Source organism: Vibrio sp. B1REV9 (assembly GCF_905175395.2).
Lineage (GTDB): Bacteria > Pseudomonadota > Gammaproteobacteria > Enterobacterales > Vibrionaceae > Vibrio > Vibrio alfacsensis.
Genome location: NZ_CAJIMW020000221.1, coordinates 511,491 through 531,959, shown reverse-complemented (window position 1 = coordinate 531,959; position 20,469 = coordinate 511,491). Strand labels below are relative to the sequence as shown.

Annotated in this window: 17 protein-coding genes and 1 tRNA gene; 10 read left to right on the top strand and 8 right to left on the bottom strand. The window is 43.2% G+C overall.

The window, feature by feature from the left end; genetic code table 11:
* Positions 1 to 40 precede the first annotated feature (40 nt).
* Positions 41 to 2,008, top strand: a complete 1,968-nt coding sequence (locus KHN78_RS02810) for a DNA topoisomerase III (protein ID WP_211919746.1) — start codon at positions 41 to 43, stop codon at positions 2,006 to 2,008.
* Between the two features lie 159 nt (positions 2,009 to 2,167).
* On the opposite strand, the gene KHN78_RS02805 is transcribed toward KHN78_RS02810, so the two are convergent.
* Positions 2,168 to 2,374, bottom strand: a complete 207-nt coding sequence (locus KHN78_RS02805; protein ID WP_211919745.1) for a hypothetical protein — start codon at positions 2,372 to 2,374, stop codon at positions 2,168 to 2,170.
* Between the two features lie 606 nt (positions 2,375 to 2,980).
* On the opposite strand from KHN78_RS02805, the gene KHN78_RS02800 reads away from it, so the two are divergent.
* The 5 genes from KHN78_RS02800 to KHN78_RS02780 all read left to right on the top strand — a co-directional run bounded on the left by KHN78_RS02800 (position 2,981) and on the right by KHN78_RS02780 (position 7,964).
* Positions 2,981 to 3,310 (top strand): UxaA family hydrolase, encoded by a 330-nt coding sequence (locus KHN78_RS02800; protein WP_211919744.1) that lies wholly within the window; start codon positions 2,981 to 2,983, stop codon positions 3,308 to 3,310.
* Positions 3,310 to 4,485: a UxaA family hydrolase gene (locus KHN78_RS02795; protein ID WP_211919743.1), complete on the top strand. Its 1,176-nt coding sequence runs from the start codon at positions 3,310 to 3,312 to the stop codon at positions 4,483 to 4,485. Before KHN78_RS02800 ends, KHN78_RS02795 begins: the two co-directional genes overlap by 1 nt.
* 56 nt (positions 4,486 to 4,541) lie before the next feature.
* Complete coding sequence (locus KHN78_RS02790; RefSeq protein WP_211919742.1) at positions 4,542 to 5,501, top strand: DMT family transporter; 960 nt, start codon at positions 4,542 to 4,544, stop codon at positions 5,499 to 5,501.
* Positions 5,502 to 5,614: 113 nt separating this feature from the next.
* The gene (locus KHN78_RS02785) at positions 5,615 to 6,757 is read left to right on the top strand and encodes a mandelate racemase/muconate lactonizing enzyme family protein (RefSeq protein ID WP_211919741.1); all 1,143 of its coding nucleotides are present in this window, start codon (positions 5,615 to 5,617) and stop codon (positions 6,755 to 6,757) included.
* A 280-nt stretch (positions 6,758 to 7,037) separates the two neighbouring features.
* A complete protein-coding gene (locus tag KHN78_RS02780; RefSeq protein WP_211919971.1) occupies positions 7,038 to 7,964 on the top strand; it encodes a histone deacetylase in 927 nt (308 codons plus the stop codon).
* A 245-nt stretch (positions 7,965 to 8,209) separates the two neighbouring features.
* Here KHN78_RS02780 and KHN78_RS02775 read toward each other — a convergent pair whose 3' ends face one another.
* The 4 genes from KHN78_RS02775 to KHN78_RS02760 all read right to left on the bottom strand — a co-directional run bounded on the left by KHN78_RS02775 (position 8,210) and on the right by KHN78_RS02760 (position 11,545).
* Positions 8,210 to 8,833, bottom strand: a complete 624-nt coding sequence (locus tag KHN78_RS02775) for a cytochrome b/b6 domain-containing protein (protein ID WP_223917757.1) — start codon at positions 8,831 to 8,833, stop codon at positions 8,210 to 8,212.
* A 423-nt stretch (positions 8,834 to 9,256) separates the two neighbouring features.
* Positions 9,257 to 9,347, bottom strand: a tRNA-Ser gene (locus KHN78_RS02770).
* Positions 9,348 to 9,486: 139 nt separating this feature from the next.
* Positions 9,487 to 11,295, bottom strand: coding sequence for a DUF3413 domain-containing protein (locus KHN78_RS02765; protein ID WP_211919740.1), 1,809 nt, complete (start codon positions 11,293 to 11,295; stop codon positions 9,487 to 9,489).
* 22 nt (positions 11,296 to 11,317) lie between these two features.
* The gene (locus KHN78_RS02760) at positions 11,318 to 11,545 is read right to left on the bottom strand and encodes a YejL family protein (RefSeq protein WP_128811274.1); all 228 of its coding nucleotides are present in this window, start codon (positions 11,543 to 11,545) and stop codon (positions 11,318 to 11,320) included.
* A gap of 85 nt (positions 11,546 to 11,630) precedes the next feature.
* Between KHN78_RS02760 and yejK the strand changes: the two genes are divergently transcribed.
* The 3 genes from yejK (at position 11,631) to KHN78_RS02745 (ending at position 15,356) form a co-directional block, all read left to right on the top strand.
* On the top strand, positions 11,631 to 12,629 hold the full coding sequence (yejK, locus tag KHN78_RS02755; RefSeq protein ID WP_211919739.1) for a nucleoid-associated protein YejK: 999 nt from the start codon (positions 11,631 to 11,633) through the stop codon (positions 12,627 to 12,629).
* Positions 12,630 to 12,809: 180 nt separating this feature from the next.
* Positions 12,810 to 14,117 carry an Hpt domain-containing protein gene (locus KHN78_RS02750; protein ID WP_223917756.1) on the top strand — a complete coding sequence of 436 codons (1,308 nt, stop codon included), beginning with the start codon at positions 12,810 to 12,812 and terminating at the stop codon, positions 14,115 to 14,117.
* A 75-nt stretch (positions 14,118 to 14,192) separates the two neighbouring features.
* On the top strand, positions 14,193 to 15,356 hold the full coding sequence (locus tag KHN78_RS02745; RefSeq protein WP_211919738.1) for a chemotaxis protein: 1,164 nt from the start codon (positions 14,193 to 14,195) through the stop codon (positions 15,354 to 15,356).
* A gap of 101 nt (positions 15,357 to 15,457) precedes the next feature.
* On the opposite strand, the gene nhaC is transcribed toward KHN78_RS02745, so the two are convergent.
* Positions 15,458 to 16,894: a Na+/H+ antiporter NhaC gene (nhaC, locus tag KHN78_RS02740; RefSeq protein WP_211919737.1), complete on the bottom strand. Its 1,437-nt coding sequence runs from the start codon at positions 16,892 to 16,894 to the stop codon at positions 15,458 to 15,460.
* Positions 16,895 to 17,333: 439 nt separating this feature from the next.
* Between nhaC and asd the strand changes: the two genes are divergently transcribed.
* The gene (gene asd, locus KHN78_RS02735; protein WP_211919736.1) at positions 17,334 to 18,464 is read left to right on the top strand and encodes an aspartate-semialdehyde dehydrogenase; all 1,131 of its coding nucleotides are present in this window, start codon (positions 17,334 to 17,336) and stop codon (positions 18,462 to 18,464) included.
* Positions 18,465 to 18,502: 38 nt separating this feature from the next.
* Here the strand turns inward: asd and KHN78_RS02730 are convergent, their stop codons facing one another.
* Together KHN78_RS02730 and KHN78_RS02725 are read right to left on the bottom strand one after the other, a co-directional pair.
* Entirely contained in the window at positions 18,503 to 19,354 is an 852-nt protein-coding gene (locus KHN78_RS02730) for an ion transporter (RefSeq protein ID WP_211919735.1), read from the bottom strand.
* 62 nt (positions 19,355 to 19,416) lie between these two features.
* Complete coding sequence (locus KHN78_RS02725) at positions 19,417 to 20,055, bottom strand: YchE family NAAT transporter (RefSeq protein WP_211919734.1); 639 nt, start codon at positions 20,053 to 20,055, stop codon at positions 19,417 to 19,419.
* Between the last annotated feature and the right edge of the window lie 414 nt (positions 20,056 to 20,469).

Genomic DNA, 20,469 nt, shown 5'->3' with positions numbered 1-20,469 from the left:
TAGATAATGTGGCCCTAATTTTCATGATTTATCAAATCTTATGTCTCGTCTCTTTATTGCTGAAAAACCAAGTTTAGGTCGCGCGATTGCGGCGGCACTGCCAAATCCTCAAAAGAAAGATCAAGGCTTTATTCGCTGTGGCAATGGTGATGTGGTTACTTGGTGTATCGGGCATTTGTTAGAACAAGTTGAACCTGATGCCTATGATGATCGTTATAAAAAATGGAACATGGCAGATTTGCCGATCGTTCCACAGCAATGGCAATTAAGACCGAGAAAAAGTGCGAGTAAACAGCTCACGGTGATCCGAAAGCTCCTTAAAGAAGCGACCGAAGTGATCCACGCCGGTGACCCAGATCGGGAGGGACAATTGCTGGTGGATGAGGTTTTGGACTATTGCAAACTGTCGAAAACCAAAAAAGCGGCGGCGCAACGCCTGCTCATCTCAGACTTAAACTTACCCGCAGTTAAGCGTGCATTAAGCTCCATGCGCAGCAACCGAGATTTTATTCCACTGTCTGTTTCTGCTCTTGCTCGTTCTCGTGCCGATTGGCTCTATGGCATGAATATGTCCCGTGCTTACACATTGCTTGGGCAAAAGGCGGGATACCAAGGTGTGTTGTCAGTAGGACGAGTTCAAACGCCAGTGCTTGGCTTAGTGGTTCGGCGTGATGAAGAAATTGAAAACTTCATTCCCAAAGACTATTTCACTTTGCATGCTTTAATTCCTTATCAAGATCACAACGGGTCGTTTGATATTCGTGCTCGTTGGAAGCCAAGTGATGCATGTAAGCCTTGGCAAGACGAAGAGGGAAGAATACTCAATCGAAAACTGGTGGAGAACGTAGCTAACCGTATTGCGAATCAACCTGCTACAGTGACGGAATCAGAGCAAAAGCAAACCAAACAGTCAGCGCCATTGCCTTATTCGCTGTCTGCCCTGCAAATTGATGCCGCAAAACGTTACGGCATGAGCGCCCAACAAGTACTTGATACCTGTCAGGCTTTGTACGAAAAGCATAAGTTGATCACTTACCCTCGTTCAGATTGCCGATACTTGCCGTTAGAACATTATGCTCAAGCGGGTTCGGTGACTTCTGCTATCGCCAATAATGCAAAAGAGCTCCAATCCGCCGTAAAAGGGGCCGATTTGTCTATCAAATCTAAAGCGTGGAATGACAAAAAAGTCGATGCTCACCATGCGATTATCCCAACGCCAAAGCAAGCTAATGTGAATGCGTTATCCGGCAATGAGATGAAAGTGTATCAGTTGATTGCTCGTCAATACTTAATGCAATTTTACCCTGCTGCTGTGTATGCAGAGGCTAAACTGGTATTTGATATTGCGGGTGGGACATTTATTGCGAAAGGTCGTCAGTTGGTGACGCCGGGTTGGAAATCTTTAATGGGGAAAACCGATAAAGAGGACGATGGGATTGATGCAGTGCCTCCGTTAGCAAAAGGGACCATACTGACTTGTCGCGAAGGTGAAATTAACGATCGTAAAACAGAGCCACCAAAGCATTTTACTGAAGCAACATTATTACAAGCAATGACAGGTATTGCGCGTTATGTGGCCGATAAAGAATTGAAAAAAATCCTACGTGAAACGGATGGTCTTGGTACAGAGGCAACACGCGCGGGTATTTTGGATACCTTGTTTAAACGTCAATTATTAACTCGTCAGGGTAAATCGATTCTTAGCTCACAAGCGGGCAGAGGCCTCATTCATGCGCTGCCTATGGATGCGACTTATCCTGATATGACGGCAAATTGGGAGCACCAACTGCAAGGAATGGCAGAGCGAAATCAAGCATATCAGCCATTTATGCTTGCATTAGAACAACGTATTGACCGTTTGATGGGCGAGGTCAAGTCTGGTCCCATTCCAGAATCGCTACGTCATTTGCCAAAAGTGGAACGGCCTGCCTTTAAACGGAAAAAGAGAAACTATTCTAAGAGCGGCGGGGCAAAGCCCAGTAGTAGTGCCAGTCGAAAATCATCGTAAAAGTGGGTATCGTTAAGTCACTATTGAAGTATTAGGCATCTATTGACGCACTAGCATCTATCGACGTATTAGCAACTATGCAGAGCTCGGCTAGACGAGCAAATAAAGCGGCCCATAGTGTGCCGCTTGTGCATCAGCCTCATGAAATATCGAGTTTAATCAGTCAAACAAATCCCCGTTGCTGTGAATTGCACCGCGCACATCATCTTGTGTTAGAACGCGCTTACCTAAATCTTGTTTTACCTGTTTGCCCAAGTCGACAAGTGCATCACGATTTGCCTGAGTTTGACGTTTTCCTGCACTTCGTAAGCAGTAATTGAGTTCGTGATCCTCACTGAAGTTGACCAAATCTTTATCTGCAGCCATTGCCACTCTCCTTAGTTGGTTCATATTCCCACTAAGTCTGGAATGGATTTGATGAATTTCAAGCCGTTGGGAGACTCTAGTTAGTTCAGTAGGCGTGATAAAAGCCATAGATTTTTTAACATTCAACACTAAGTGGTTGATGCTTAAGGTTTACCAAGGTAACTCAGTGCCATCAGCATTAAGAAGCTGACCTAAATTTTTTTGTGTATGTTGTTTGTTGGCTTTTGTAATTTCTGCGGTAGAGGTTTGTGTATCAATCTAGATGTTTTTTGACCAAATACCCCTCTTTGAACGATCACTTTAGTGTGGCGTATATCTCATTTTAAAAAGTAAACGATCTTTTTGTGTTTTCTGTTTGATGATCACTTTCCTCAATTAAGCCGGATTTTCATCAACTTAATTCTAATAAACTCAGTTACTTGCCGCACGCGAATCTGTTTACTTATTTTCATTTCCATAAATCTTTCATCATATGCTTATCAGAACATTCAAAAGTATTACACCAAGATGTGATTTCAATCATATTTTGTCGTTTGTTTAGCTGTATAATGCCGATTGTCGGACAATGGACAATTAACTGTTTAACGATAAGACAGAGTAAATATAATGAAAGCAATAAAACTTTCTTCTACAGACAATGTAGCAACGCTACTTGGTGATGTAGAAAAACACGAACTAGTTCAGATCATTTCAGCAGACAACGAAGTCATCGCAGAAATTAAAGCGCTACAAAAAATCACTTTTGGTAACAAGATTGCGCTTGGCGATATCGCGAATGATGAGCACATTTTGAAATGTGGTCACTCAATCGGTAAGTCGATTGTTGAAATTCCACAAGGTCAACTTGTTCATGTCCAAAACGTTCGCAGCGAGCGCCTAGACATTCCAGAAGCAATCATCGAAGAAATCATTAAACAAATGGGGATCGAACAATAATGACCATGACATTTAAAGGTTACCCTCGTCCAAACGGTACATTTGGTATTCGTAACAGCGTAATGATTGTTGCTATTGATGAGTGTTGTGAAGGTCTCGCACGTAACATCAGCAAAGAAATTGATGATTCAGTTGTTGTAACTAACCACTACACCTGTATGTATGGTGGTAATGAAGAGATGATCGATACGATCATCCATACGGCGACGAACCCGAACATCGCGGGCGTACTTGTTATTGCAATGGGCTGTGGTTCAATTGACCCGCAAATGATTGCAGAGCCAGTACGTAAAGAAGGTCTTCCAGTTCACACGCTAACGGTAATTAAGAACAAAGGTACTATCGAGACAATTAAAGATGGTATTGAGTTAGCAAAAGAGCTAAAAGCATACGCTGATAGCGTAGAGCGTGTTGATGCACCTGTATCTGCACTGCGTATCGGCATCAAGTGTGGTGGTTCTGATACATCAAGTGGTCTAGCTTCTAACCCATCTGTTGGTGCGGCATCTGACAAACTAATTGATATGGGCGCAACAACAATGGCAGGTGAACTACTTGAGCTGCTAGGTTGTGAAGACATTCTTAAAGCACGTTCAGTAACGCCTGAAGTTGGTGAGAAAATTGAGCGTCTGATCGCTGAAGATCTGAAACGTTGGCATGTAATCGAAGGCACGGAAACCATGTCTATCGGTAACAGTGTTGGCGGTTTAACGACGATCGATGAAAAGTCACAAGGTGCAATGCACAAGACAGGTACTCGTCCAATTCAAGACTGTCTTCGCATTAACCACATTCACCGTGAGAAACCAACAACACCAGGTTTCTACCTAACGGAAACAACCATGTTATGTGGTGGTGCGGCAATGCACTTCGCGTCTCTTGGTTGTCAGCTAATCCTATGGACTGCAGGTGCTGCAGGCTTTAACAACTCAATCGTTCCAGTAATCCGAGTGTCTGGTAACAGCTCTCTAATTACTGCAGATATGGATATCAACGCTTGTGGAATCATGGATGCAACAGACACTATCGACAACGTATCGAACAAGATCGTTGAGCGCGTGTTTGATGTTGCAAATGGCGAGCCGACCAACCTAGAAGGTATTGGTTTTGCTTACGCTTCTCTTTACCAAAAAGATCAACGTTTAGAACACGTTATCGGTATTTGCCCACAATAATAATTAAGTTGTATCCAAAAGGAGTTATTGCAACTCCTTTATACGAGATAAATAAAATGAGTAAACCTGCTCCAAATAAATCACTTGGTCTAACTATTGCTCTTGTCTGTGCAGCCCTTTGGGGTGCATCGTTCCCTCTAGGCGGTGTCCTTGCGGGTAAACTGGATCCTGTTGTTCTAGCTGTTGCGCGTTACGCGATTGCAACACTAGGCTTTGTGGTTCTATTTATGTTTTCTAAGAAGCATACGCTTAAGAAAATCCAAAACAAAAAAGATGGTTTTCTATTAGCAGCAGCAGGTGTTTCTGCGCAAGCGGTATTCTTCTACTTCACGATTCTTGCTTACGAATACACGTCATCAGGTGAGATCGGTGTTATCAACGGCATGGCTCCGTTTCTAACCATGGTAGCGGTATTTGTTATCGACAAGATCAAGCCGTCTGCACCAAAAGTATTTGCTGTTGTGCTATCTCTAGTCGGTGCAGGTGTGATTGCTTACGATCCATCGAACAAGATCCAAGGTCTAAACTTAGGTCACCTATTCGCACTGTTCGGTGTACTTGGCTTCGTGACGTACAACTACATTTTGGGTAAATTCGGCTCAGACCTAAACTCTCGTTACGATACATTCTCTAGCTGTTTCTACCAATTCGCAGCAGCAACGATCGCTCTTGTGTTCCTTGGTCTAGTAACTGGCGCAGACTTCGGCTCAGCATCTGTACTGGTTGAGAACGGTAAACACATCGGCAGTATTCTAGCGCTTGGTTTGCTATGTTCTGGTATCGCTTACGCGCTATGGGAAGTGGCAACACTAAAAACACAAGATGCGGTTATCACTACAATGGCACTGAACGTTCTTCCGCTATTTGCGATGATTGTTGCTTACTTCCTACTAGGTGAGGTAATGACACTTCAAAAACTGGCAGGTGTTGTGACCGTAGTTATCGCACTATGTATTTACACTGCAGGCGACAAATTCATCAAAAAGCCTGTTGTACAAGAAAAAGCAGCGGCGTAATTCCTATCAAATTGGCTGTCAGCCGTAGTGCTGACAGCTTCTTTCTCTCAAATCAAATCGCTCCACAATTTGAATATATACGAAAGAATCATTGCCAATATTAGAGAAATAAAATGCAATTTAACGAATTGAAAATTACTGAAGTAGAAGTTATCCACCTACGCGTTCCTGCTCTTGATGAAGCGTGTGAATGGGGTGAAGATGGTGTACTCATCCGCGTTCATACTAACGCTGGTATTACTGGTGTGGGTGAATCTGATAGCTCACCAATGATGATCGAAGCATGCATCAAAGCAACACAAAGCCACGGTTCGTCTCAAGGTCTTGAGCGTCTTCTAATTGGTGAAAACCCACTAGAAATCGAACGTCTATACACTAAGATGTACAACGGCACGCACTACGCAGGTCGTCGTTCTACCATGATCCACGCTATCTCTGCTATCGACATGGCGCTATGGGACATCGCAGGTCAATTCTACAAAGTGCCAGTATGGCAACTTCTAGGCGGTAAATTCCGTGAGAAGATCCGCGCATACGGTACGTTCATCCCATCAGCTGTGAAAGAAGAGAACGTTGCTCGCACGACAGAACTTCTAGCTCAAGGCTTCACTTCACTGAAGTTTGGTGGTGGTCCACTAGGTAAAAACGCTGAAACTGACTACGAAATCATCAAGACAGTTTGTGAAACTGCACGTGGCATCAACAAAGACGTTGAAATCGCGATCGACCTAGCAAGTGCATGGCGCACGGCTGGCCACACGATTGAAATGGCGAAGAAGCTAGAAGAGTTCAACCTACTATGGATTGAAGAGCCAATCACTGATGACGTACTAGCAGGTTACCGTAAGGTTTCTCAATCGACGACGCAAAAATTGGCTGGTGGCGAAACGCTAACAACGCGTTACGAGTTCGCTAACTTCATTGAAAAATCAGGTGCGGATTTCGTTCAACCAGACGTAACACGCTGTGGCGGTATCACTGAAATGGTGAAGATCTACGACATGGCACACATGGCGGGAATGAAACTGGTTCCACACGGTTTCTCAACCGGCATTTTGATTGCAGCAACGGTTCACTTCCTAGCGTCTCGTGAGCACGGTGACCTAATTGAGTACTCTCAAAGCACTAGTCCACTGTTTACGTCACTAGTGAAAAACCAAATCGCATTTGAAGATGGTTACGTAGCAGTACCAAACACACCAGGACTTGGTGTTGAACTTGACGAAGAGATCATCGCGAAATACCGCGTTAACTAGTCAACTCATAGGGATAAGAATTTGGGTTTTATCCCTATATGTTCGTGTGGTCAACGAACAACGGAACAGGATTTAATATCAAGAGGCAGCCAGCAGGTTGCCTCTTTTTTTGTCTGCTTTTTTGAGTCGGGGGGCAGGAATACTAATTATCGTGTGACTTCACTCAAGGTGAGCGTAGTCGCAAGTAAAAGTCCCATTGTTGATAACGATTATTCCCAACGATTGGTATCGGCTTAGCAACTTGGTAAGATTTAACTACGATCAACAACAAGAATATCTGATGCTGCCTCTCATTTACCATCCTATCTACTCGCAGCTTACACTGCCTGATGATCATCGTTACCCCATCATGAAATACCATTATCTTTATCAAGCGGTAAAAGAGAAGATGATGAACGATCGTTGGGGAGGCAGTATTGCGTTTTTCCAACCACAGTCCTTATCAGTAGAAGAGATAAAACGCGTGCATGATGAGGAGTATGTCGAACACCTTGTCAATGGCACAATGCCTGCTGCAAAAATGCGACGTATTGGATTCCCTTGGAGTGAGGCGCTGATTACTCGAACGCTGACCTCAGCCGCGGGCACCGTTCTGGCGGCAGATAAAACCTTGGAACACGGAGTGGCGATACATTTAAGTGGAGGGTATCACCATGCCCATAGAGATTTTGGTAGTGGCTTTTGCTTGTTTAATGATTTGGTCATTGCTGCGAAGCATATGTTAGCGAAAGAGTCGGTCGATAAAGTGTTGATCATTGATAGTGACGTGCATCATGGGGATGGGACAGCAACGCTATGTGAAGATGAGCCTGATATTGTTACTTTGTCTTTTCACTGTGATAAGAACTTTCCTGCAAGAAAACCCGATTCCGATCTTGATGTGCCTCTAGGAAGAGGGACCGGCGATGAAGCGTATTTGCTGACATTCAAAGAAGTGGTGCAAATGGCGGTTAATCTCCACCGGCCTGATATGGTGATCTATGACGCGGGTGTTGATATCCATACAGACGATGAGCTTGGGTATTTTAACGTTTCAACACAAGGGATCTATGAGCGGGATCGGTTCTTAATGCAATTAATGAAAGACCTATCTATTCCTATTGCTGCTGTGGTAGGTGGTGGGTATCGAACTGACCATAGCGATCTTGTACCACTTCACATGCAACTGGTCTGTGCAGCGCATGATGTTTTCCAATCGTGTGATTAAGTTGATAGGGGATTTTAGCGAGTGGGAGCTTGAGAGCAAATCCGTATGTTCATTGTTTGAGTTTGGGCATCCTTGCCCCATTTTATTTTTCTAGCCGTAGACGTTGTTATACACAACGAATGGATGGATTTAGCTTACGCAGTAAGAAGAGACTGCTATATGCCGAGGCGAATAATAAGAATGTTTGTTGGTGATGAACAGTTATAAATACCTAACAAATCCCCTGACATTTTTTGTTAACGGCACTAAATTACTGATTTATAGTCATCATATTGATTTGAACGAATATCGTCGAGACTAAGTTTATTGCTCAGAGGATTGGCGCCACCAATAAGCGAAATGCAGCATTGCAAATAAGGCATGTCCAAAAAATAAATTTGGATAAAGGTGACGGAAAGCTTGTGAATGGATAATAGCCATTCATTTGGACCACTCATTAAAACCGTCAAATACCAAACTGAGCCGGTCGCCACTGCGAGTATGAGTGCCAATATTCCTAGGCCTTCTACTGTTGCCGCTAAGCCTGATGGCTTGGCTTCAGGTAACTCAAGTCTTAATAGTGAGTTGATATCATCTTTTATCACTTGGTATTGACCAGATAGCCAAGGATAAAGATCTTGATATTGACGACGCATGATTACCTTGGCGGCGAAGAGCAGGCTAACCGGAAGTAATGCTAACCCGGAGTAAATATGGATGAAAGCGAGGTCGCTAATTTTGGCTAAAGGAGTATCTCCATGTACATGCATTAAACCACTGGAAAGTAATTGTAGTAGCACCCAGAAAAGTACGGAAAAATGCAGGTATTTTTCGATTTTTGGTAGTGGTGCAAACAGTGATTCAAGACCTAATTTTAACTTACTTTTCATGTCGTACCTTCCAAGCTTTGATTGCTGACAGTGATTGTAGTTCTTTTCCTATCGAGCAAATAGAGAGTAGTTGAGAGTATTCAAAATTACGAGCAACTTTCTTGCTTAGTCGGTTTTAAATAACGTGCTTGGATAGGGTTATAAGGCTGAAGAAACAGGTTCAAACTTGATCGCAACAGTACCGTTGAGATACGAGGCATAAATATAAAAAAGTTTGCTAATGGCTTAGCAGATCTTTTCCAAGTGTGACGGAGTGCTGGGCTTGCATTCAAGGAGGGATTTGGACAAATCTTTGTTTGAGCCTTTTTACTGAATGTGGCGGAGTGCCGGGGTTGCGCTCAACTAGGGATTTCAAAATCCCGTTTGAAACGTTCACTGCCCTAAAACGACGAAAGCCCGCAATAAATGCGAGCTTTCTAAATGTGGCGGAGAGATAGGGATTTGAACCCTAGGTACGCTATTAACGTACGCCGGTTTTCAAGACCGGTGCTTTCAACCACTCAGCCATCTCTCCGTTGTTGACGCGAATAATATAAGGCTTTGAAAAGCATGTAAACCCCTATCTTATTCGTTTGGACGTTTCGTGCGCGATTTTGTGTTGTTTGCTTGCTAAATAGACAAAAAGCTCTCGAAGGGAGAGCTTTTTATTATCATTAATTCGCTTTTGAGTAGAAACGCTGTAGTTCAGTCAGTCCCTGCATAAGCACAGGTAGCTTAGGCGAGGTCTCTCTTAGACGTTTGTAATTGTCGTCAAATAGCTTGTAGTTACCAAATTTATCGATAACCGTGGTTTGAGCGCCAGTTATCAATGCTATCTCACGAGTATCTCCTGCTAAGATCCAGCGACGACGGCTTTCATCAAATAAATTACGACCGCTGCTGTAATCATAAGGGTTTGAAGAAACCCCTAGCATATCTTGCAATAGCGTCACAGAAAGATCGAGGTGGCTCGTACTGTGAGAAAATTCACCAGGCATCATTCCAGGCCAGTGAATGATCATTGGTACCTGAAGCTGGTAGCGACTATAGTTGCTGTTGGCTCCCCAGCTGTTCGTATTAGTTTCGTTGAACTCACTGCCATGATTGGAAGTAATAATGACGATTGTATTATCGAGAAGCTGTTGTTGTTCTAAGGATTTAAGAACGCTATCAACGGTAATATCTGCAGATTTGACCGCTTGTTTGTACGCTTTCTTGAAACGTTCGCCTGCTGATGTTTCTTGATTAGATGAAGTCGGCTCCGATTCAAAGTTATCTACGGTTGTCACTTCAATAAAACTAAACCAAGGTTGTTTTGCTTGCTCTGTAAGCCACTTGTTCCAATCATTGATGGATTGTTTGTCGGTGTGTGCCTGAGAACCATCCAGTTGCTGGGCAAGGTTAAGATTACGGAAGATGACTTCTGAGTACAGATCATCTTCAAAGCCATTACCACTGAATAGACCAAAACTGTATTCTTGGTCGTTAAGGACATCAAGTAGCACTGGGGCTGTGCCTTGCGCTTTAATACCGCTCGCATAGCTGCTTGGAAGGCCATAGAACAAGCCAAACGCACCGTAAGTGTCATTGCTTGAGCTGTAATGATTGACAAAATTTTGGTTGTCTTGCGCAAACTGATACAAGTTTGGCATTTCGTCTTGGTTTAGCGCATCGGCTCGGAGGTTATTAATGCTGATTATCAGCACATTTAACTTGCTGCCACGACGATTGAATTCAAGTTTTTCGAGAGGGTAGTTGATTAAATCTACGTTCTCTTGGTTTTCTGCTAAGCGTTTTAGGTACTCTTCACGATCAAGAAGACCATGTTTTTCCATAAAGCTTTTCGCTGTCATTGGGTAGGAAAGCGGGAAGTTAGAACGTTGGCTCGTTATTGGGTTATAGAAGTACGCATCGGCCCAAATGTAAACCAAATGGCTAGCCATGAAACTTAAGAAAAATATGGCAGCAAGTGGACGGCCTATGTGCTTGTGAGACAGTTTACGTTGTTTGCGCCAAACCCACTCAGAAAGAGCCAGTTGAACAAGGAAGATCAGAGGCATAACAACAAAAAGATGCTGCAAGTCAGCACTAATTGCACTCTTATCTTCACTGAACAGTAATTCCCAAACCACAGGGTTCAGGTGCAAGTTTATTGATTGGTACGCCTGGGTATCGACCAAAAGTATCGTTTGGCCAATCGTGGCGAATATCACTGCCACCAAGCGGAATAATTTCCTAGATGGCAGGATAAACGTCAGCGGGAATAGAACTAACAGGTATAGAGCGAAAACGAGGAAGCCAAAATGACCAACCCAAGATACGGCAAGGTAAAACTGCCCAATTAAGGTTTCTGGCCAAGGCGACTGAACGATATAGCGTGTACCAATCAACATCGAAGCTACGATATTGAAGAATGCAAACCAGTGACCCCAACCAACCAGTCGAGATACGCGTTCGCCGTATGAGTTTCCGCTGTCTACCATGTACTTGTTCTATTTTCCGTGATTAGTGTGATTTTGGCACTTCAAGAGAAGACATCAGTGCTTGAGAAAATTTTTCAGCAATAAGTTTGCGTTGTGAAGCAGCAACTTGTTGGTTTAGGACATTGGTTGCAATATTTCCGGCAATCATTAGCGTCAACTCTGGTGAAGCAGCGTGTTTTTCTAGAACAGCGCCCATTTCAGCAAGAATTTTCTCTACTTGTTCGTCAGTATATTTAGATGTAATCGGCATAAAGACTCTAATAATGATAGTAAAAGCGGCTTATGATAACCTACAATGCCTAACAACTAAAACCTTGTAGCAAGATAAAATCACTATGAGCCTTCATCTTTCAAATGTCATTTTGCATCAACTATGCAAAAACGACCAGGACGAACTGGTTGTTAACTTTCGTCCAGCCGCGCTAGAAAACAATACTTCAACCGAAAACCTGGTTGCGGAATTGCATCGTGTATTCCACTCAAAAGCAGGAAAGGGGTTTGGTTCTTTCCAATCAGACAGCGAATTCCAATTTTGGCTTCAAGAAATGCGCAAAGGTGAGCGTGATTTCTATGACTTCTCACAATTAAGTGCAAATCGGCTGAAAGAAGAACTGGTGAAGTACCCATTCGCCGATGAGGGTATTTTAGTGTTTGCCGAGTACCAGAGTCTGGCGACTGATTATTTGTTTATTGGTATTTTACCAATGAACCAAAGTTTGAAAGTGACAGAAGGTTTGGACATTAGCGCAACGGATTATCTTGACATCACCAAGATGGACATCGTGGCGCGTATTGATTTGTCTAGCTACGACACCGATCGTGAATCAAATCGTTACCTTTCTTACATCAAAGGCCGTGTTGGCCGTAAAGTGGCCGATTTCTTCCTCGATTTCTTACAAGCAGATATTGGCCTAGATACGAAGCAGCAAAACCAAGTGTTGATGCAGGCGGTAGAAGATTTCTGTGCCGATTCTAAGTTAGAAAAACAAGAAGCGAACGAATACAAAAAACAGGTCTATAACTACTGTAACGAACAGATTAAGTCTGGCGATGAAGTTCAGATTGCGGAACTGTCTGGTGAGTTACCAACGAGTCAAGACGGCACCAGTTTTGTGGATTTCACCAAGGCGCAAGGTTACGAGTTGGAAGACTCTTTCCCTGGTGACCGCTCTACCGTTCGTAAACTTACAAAATATGTGGGTGCTGGCGGTGGTTTAAATATTAGTTTTGATAGTTTACTGCTTGGTGAGCGAATCTTTTACGATCCAGAAACCGATACTTTGACGATCAAAGGCACACCGCCGAACCTAAAAGATCAGTTGAGTCGCAATTAATTGAAAAAGAGGGCCATGTGCTCTCTTTTTTTATGACTTAAGAATCGGTTCATGAACCGATGATCATCTATACTCAAATTTTGCGAGAAGTTTAGAGTAAAGATTTGTTATATCAACAAATATCGCTATATCAACAAATCTTGCTATATCAGCATCAGCAAATAATGAGGGCAGGGTAAAGTGCGGCAGCGTAAAATTGGGCGCGATGGTGTTGTATGGCTATTGATCGCGTTATGGGCAACGTTAACGTTGGGAGCATGGTTCCAAGCCCAGCAGACCATGCAAACCATTTTGACCGTGAAAGAGCTTGGAAGTAAGGTCGATGAAGTTCGTAATATATTTCAATTCGAACTGCCTTATCGTGCTCAGCATATTGATCAAGTCTCCCTTAAGTTACAACTCGTTTCAGCCGTTCGCCTTCAATTAGAAAGCCAATCCGATGGCTCAAGTAAAAATCCGGACTTAACGCAACTGTTCTATAACACAGACCGATTTCTCGAAGAAGCAAGAGTGTTTATCGCCAGTGATAGTACGTTAATGGATTTATCGGATCAGCTTTATAAGAGCCGTGAGTCAAACGCGAATTCGGCACAACTTAAAAGTATGTATTATCGACTTGGAGCGCTTGTGTTTGAATCTATGTTCAGCGAGTCTGCGACCAGTGCTGATACTTACCGTCAGCTCGATTCTCTTTTTACGGAATCCCAAACACTTCCTAAGCATGAGCAATCTATATTCTTACGTCGGCTTGCCCAAACATCAAATGTACTTGCCGCTCATGCTCAAGGCGGCCATTTAGCGAATAAATTACTGACACCAGAGTTGCCTAACCAACTTGCTTCTATTAGTGCTGAGCTGGAGAAAAAGCTTGTGGCTTACCTCGGCTTTGTCATATTGCTTAGTGGTAGTGTTATCGCGCTGATTACTTGGTTTTTTCTTAATGAACGAACAAAAGCAATGAGGCCAACAAGTGATAACCGGCCAGCGTCTGATTCAAAAGACAGCACGATAAGTGCGGGTGAAAATTGCGTGCCGCATGAACCTCAATATCTTGGTAAAGAAAAAGAAAAAGAAAAAGAAAAAGAAAAAGAAAAGACAGAACTTTCTCCCGTGACGGCATTCGAGAGAAGCACTATTGTTCATCTTTCTCCAGTTTTAGATATCGAAAAAATGCTCGATTCTATGTCTGGAGATGAGGATGCAATTCGCACTCTGTTAAAGGTTTTCATTAATGAGCATAAAGATGACGCAGAAAAGTTTCGTGTACAACTAAAAAGTGAAAAGCAAAGTGCTCAGCGCATTGTTCATAGCCTAAAAGGGGTGTCGGGTAGCTTGGGTGCCATGCCTTTATATGGTATTGCTCGAGATATTGAATACGCATTGAAAAGTGGCGAGCAAGTGTCAGAAGACCTGATCAATCAATTGAGCCATACTCTTGAGCAGAGCATTACGTTTGCCCAGCAAGTTCTCGACAATGAAAACTGCTAACAGATTGATATTTCTCTGACTTACAATACTGGATATTAAAGTAAAGGTTATAGATTTTTAAACATGGGTATATTTATGTCTTTTCGCCGATTGTCCTCTGTGATGATGACTTGTTTGGCTTTACTGCTATCTGGGTGTTCTTTATTAGAAATCAAAATTGACAGTCAAACCGTTCCATTAACTCAGCAAGAGCTGAATATGCGTATCATGACTCGAGAGTATGCTCAGCAGTTTTTCGCTCAAGTTGAGCAAGCTGCGGATGTGCTGCACGATCGTTATGAGCCAAGAGATAAGGTTCATCAATCCTACATTCTGCTGTGGAAGATAAATGCAGAAGAGGGATTGCAAGCGGCGGCTTATCAAGTGTCGCCAATGGCATCATTGATCGATACTTGGGTGTTCACTCATCAGATGAATCAATTTTTCCATCATGGGCCGGGTAAAGATTTATTTATCTCCGATGAAGCAAAGCTTGTGTCTGCGCATTTAGCAAAGGAAGTGGATAAACTCGCGCAATCTTTATTGAAGAAAGAGGTGTATAGCAAAACAAAACTATTTGTCGCCAATTTTGTTGAGAAGTATCCATTTGCTGACTTAAGTATGATTCGAACTCCTGCATATCGTGCTTGGCTTGAAGCAAGTCAAATCAACGAAGAAGACGCGGTAACGACGCTTGGCACGATGCCAGAGGCGATTGGTGATGTATCGGATCGCCTAAGTTTAGTTTCGGAACAAACGCCCAAAATCATGACTTGGAAAGCGCAATTGTTGGCTTTAAACAGCTCTGCAAGCATTGAGCAAGTCAACGCGGCGTTGAATAGTTTGAAAGTAACCTCCGAATCGCTAAAAGACTTTATCGACAATAACCCTGAATACATGCGTAATTTAGCCGAACAGATGGCAGTAGAGTTGCAGCCGTTGGTTGAAGATATCGATCAGAAAACGGAAGAACGTTTGACTCAGCTGAGTGAAGAGCGCCAAGCGTTGGAAGTGATGGTTGCAAGAGAGCGTCAAGAGATCGCACAGATCATCACAAGCGAGCGTGAAAAATTTGCGAAAGATTTAGACCACGTATCTCAAGAGGTGGTGAATCTTGCAATGGATAAGCTGATCGAATTGGTGAAGAGTACCATTATCTACTTTATCGTGTTCATCTTAGTGATTTTCTTTGCACCGTTGATACTGGGCTATACGCTGGGTAAACGCTCAGCGGTAAGAGCCAGCACTAAATCGGCGTAATCATTTAGAAGTCACAATACGAGATAGCAAACACAAAAAAGGACCGAGTCATCGGTCCTTTTTTATTTATGGAAGGTTTCTATCTATGGAAAGATGAAGACTTAAGCTGTTTGTTGCTTTAGCTCAGCTTCTGTTTGTTCTTCTGTTGCTGGAGCCGTCGGCTCGCACTTATCAACAAACCATCCCATGTAAGAGGTGAAGATGGTGACGATGATGCAGACAAAGCTCAACCACATATAAGGTGCGTAAGATAATGTCGCGACACCTAAGATGCTTGCCATGTAGATACCGTTGTCACTCCAAGGCACCATACCAGAGGTTAATGTACCCCCAAATTCCGCATTACGAGATAGGTTCTTACGTTTGTAACCTAAGCGATCATAGTTTTTGGCACAAATTTTCGGTGTCAAAATCAATGATACGTACATTGCAGAACCAAAGACGTTGCCCATAAATGCAGTACCGATGGTGCTTGTTGCAAGTGACCCCGCGCTTTGTACGCGTCGCTCGAACAGTTTTGCGATGGTCTCTAGCACGCCAACTTTATCGAGCAAGCCACCAAAACCAAGGCCAAATACGATCACTGCGACGGAGCCTAACATGGAAGACATACCACCACGATTTAGAATGGAATCGATAAAATCGACGCCAGAAGTGATCGCAAATGGTGCCCAAGCGGTGTTGAAAGCTGTGAGGAAGTCGACGTCTTGAATCATGACAGCCCAAACAATTCCTAATAGAGAGCCAAAGCTGATCACTGGGAACGAAGGCATGCGCAGTGCCAACAATGCCAACACGATGATCACAGGGACAAAGGAATAAGGGGTAATGTAAAACTGTTGTTCCATTGCTTGAATGACAGATTCCACTTGGCTCATGTCTACTTTACCTGCGAAATGGAAACCAAACGCGGTAAACATGATGCCAGTAATGATGTAACTGATCAGGGCGATAGGCAGCATGCCTTTGATGTGTTCAACCACTTCTACGTTTGACATAGAAGATGCAAGAATAACGGAATCTGAAAGCGGCGACATTTTGTCACCGAAGTAACATCCAGATAGTACGGCACCGGCGGTGATGGGTGCAGGTACGCCTAGGCCTTGACCAATGCCCATCATTGCAATACCTGCGGTACCTGCCGCGCCCCAAGATGTTCCTGTCGCTAACGCCGTCAACGAACAGATAATCATGGTCGCAAGTAAGAATATAGATGGATGGATGGCTTTTAAACCGTAGTAGATAATGGTCGGAACAATACCGCCTGAAATCCAAGTCCCGACTAGTGCCCCAACCGCGAGTAGGATCAATACTGCGCCAAGTCCGTTAGAAATACCATTTAACGCCGCCTTTTCTAGGTCTTGATATTTATGACCAAGTTTTAATCCGAGTAGGATAATAATGAACCAACCAATGTACAGTGCAAGCTGGATAGGTAGGTTTAATTTGGCTGTAAATGAAAATGCCAAAAGTAGAAATAAACCTAGCGAGATCAGTACCTGAGTCAGGCTAGGAAGGCGTGTTGTAACTTGCTTCATGTGTGCCTCTGTCGTTCTCGGAGCAATAGAGGAAAGCCGCTCCCTGTTGTAATCGCGCATAACATACATTAACAAAAATTATATTTCGAACTTTTGGTGCTTTATCTTGACTTTAGTCCGTACAAACGTTTGCATGTAAAATTTACCACCACAAAACTTTAATCTAAGTGGTCATAAATGTTTTGTGGTGTGAACATTTTGTGCTTCAAATGTTGTTTTTCTCATTGAGTGGTAAGACCATGTTTTGCAAAATCGTCACTTATCCTGAGATGAATTTGGTCATATGTAGGAACAAAAGCATAAAAAAGGGAATGGGTAGTGAACTTTTCGCCTGAAGGTTAAAAAAGTTGCGGTTATTTGCACATTAGGGCTTGAGATTTTGTGTCGAAAATTGAACTATGGTGACAGATATCAAAAATATACATGGAGAGTTAAAGCAATGAGAGTAGGTTTAGTAGGTTGGCGCGGCATGGTTGGTTCTGTGCTTATGCAGCGCATGGTCGAAGAGAAAGATTTTGATTTGATCGAACCTGTTTTCTACAGCACATCTCAAATAGGTATTCCAGCCCCCCTATTTGTAAACAGTCAAGTTGGTAAAGAAGCGGGTCTACTTCAAGATGCGTTCGATATTGACAGTTTAAAACAACTTGATGCAGTGATTACGTGTCAAGGTGGTGGTTACACAGAGAAAGTTTACCCAGCCCTTCGTCAAGCAGGTTGGAAAGGCTACTGGATTGATGCCGCTTCTACATTACGTATGGCAGAGGACTCTATTATTACTCTAGATCCTGTGAACCTAGCGCAAATTCAACAAGGCATTCACGGCGGCACTAACACCTTTGTTGGTGGTAACTGTACGGTGAGCTTGATGCTAATGGGGCTTGGTGGTCTATTCGAGAAAGGTTTGGTTGAATGGACAAGTGCAATGACATACCAAGCAGCGTCTGGTGCCGGCGCGCAAAACATGCGTGAACTGATTTCTCAAATGGGTGTCATCAACGATTCAGTAAGCTCAGAGTTGGCGAACCCTGCAAGTTCTATTCTGGATATTGATAAGAAAGTTGCAGATACTATGCGTAGCTCTTCTTTCCCAACAGATAAATTTGGTGTGCCGCTCGCTGGCTCTTTGATTCCTTGGATCGACGTTAAACGCGACAACGGTCAGAGCAAGGAAGAATGGAAAGCGGGTGTAGAAGCGAACAAGATTCTTGGTTTCCAAGATGCAGCAGTACCAATCGATGGTACTTGTGTTCGTATCGGCGCGATGCGTTGTCACTCTCAAGCATTGACGATTAAGCTTAAGCAAAATGTGCCAATGGATGAAATCGAAGAGATTATTGCCACGCACAACGACTGGGTGAAAGTGATTCCAAATGATCGTGATATCACCGCTCAAGAGCTAACACCGGCAAAAGTCACAGGCACGCTTTCTATTCCTGTTGGCCGTCTGCGTAAAATGGCGATGGGAGATGATTTCTTAAATGCATTCACCGTTGGTGACCAACTGCTATGGGGTGCAGCAGAGCCTTTGCGTCGCACATTGCGCATTATCCTTGCTGAGAAAGCGTAACCTCCCTATTATCTAAACGACTTGACTTAAGAGCTCCATCAGGAGCTCTTTTCGTTTCCGGCCACGACTCGATTATCAGGATCTGCTAGTTCGCTTCCGCAGTGCTTGCAATGTATCGCATCAGCATCATGCCCAGAGCGATTACAGTTGGGGCATTTTACCAACTCTTTATGCGCACTCATTTCATTGCTGAGTTCAGCAGTAATAATGCCGGTTGGAACCGCTAGAATTGAATAACCTAATAACATCGTGATTGAAGCGATCGCTTTACCTAAATTGGTTTGAGGAACCATGTCTCCGTATCCTACGGTTGTGATCGTCACGATCGCCCAATAAATGCTTTTCGGGATACTGGTAAATCCGTTATGTGGCCCCTCAATTACGAAGATAAGTGATCCTAAAATAATGACGAGAATCCCAACGGTACTAAAGAAGATAAAGATCTTGCGACGAGCCATCAGAAGCGAGCGTAACAAAACATTGGAATCTTGCAGATAACGAACGAGCTTCAGAATTCGAAAGATTCGCATCACGCGCAGCAGTCGGACGACGCCCATAAATGAGGCGCCTGGGAAAAAGATCGCCAAGTACGTTGGCAATATGGCAAGTAGGTCCACAACACCATAAAAGCTGGTGGCATAAGATTTCGGTTTCGGAGAGCAGTAAAGCCTTAGTAGGTACTCAAGGGTAAACAGGGCAGTGAACGTGTATTCAACATAACGTAACTCTTGAGACCACTCGGTCATTACCGATGGTAAAGACTCGAGAATGAGTACCACAAGAGAAGTAATGATCGCAGCAATCAGGGCGATATCAAATGCACGACCAGCACGAGTGTGAGTGCCAAAGATAATGACATATAAATGATGCTTAAGAGACTTGCGAGGCATGATGTTGCATTGTCAGCGTTAAAATGAAACGGATTACAACATCATACCAGAATTTGGGAAGCTTAGGCTAAACCAGGGAATAGGTTTCTTAGGCCATTTGCGATGAATTCAATCCCGAGTGCACCTAATATCAAACCCATGATACGTGTGATCACGTTGATACCCGTTTGACCAAGGAATCGCACGATCAATGGTGCAGAACGAAATAGCAACCAAGAACAGAAGCAAAACAGCATAATCGTTATGCTAATACCGACCGTGTCCATCATGCTTGGGTAACGCGCGCCATAAACAATCGTAGAACTGATCGCACCAGGACCTGCCATAAGAGGCATAGCAAGAGGCACAACACCAATTTGCTCACGACTTACGTACTCGGTCTTTTCCTGCTTGTTTTGCTTATCCTCACCTAATTTACCGCTCATCATCGAGAACGCAATGCTCAGCAGTAGTAATCCGCCAGCAACTCGGAAAGAATCGAGAGAAATACTGAACATATCTAGCAGCAACTGACCGGCAAATAGTGAAATGATCAAAATGACGGCTACAGCAATATTGGCTGTCGTGGCGGTTTTGTTTTTCTCTTCAGGCGTCATATGACCCGTCAATGACACGAATACAGGCATGATACCGACAGGGTTCACTGCCGCGACCAAACCCAAGAAAAACTGTAGGAAAATCGCTAACTCTAAAGTTTGCATGTTGTTTACTCGTAAATGTTCACCGTAGTGAAAAAGAGAGGAGGTAATTTTAGGCGGTAATGTAAGGCAAAACGGCGGCAGGAAGAAATGAAAAAAACTAACGTATTTGCCCCTCTATTTGTGAGAAAAACTAATTGTTAAATGAAATGTATGCTACATGGAAACGATTTGTTACGTAGAAACTGAATGAGAGAGTGGAGTGAGGTAGTATACTGATTTGCACAAACGTTAACATTCGCACATTTTTGAGAAAAAAAAAGTGGGTTTGTAGAGAGATAAGTCGAAATGGATATACTCTCAGTAGCACAAAAATTTGGCTCTACATGTAATTTTGTTGGCTAAAAATGAAACTTTTTTACACATTATTGTTGTTTCTTAAAGTTTTAAATCTGTATGCTGTTTTTTTGTACTGAA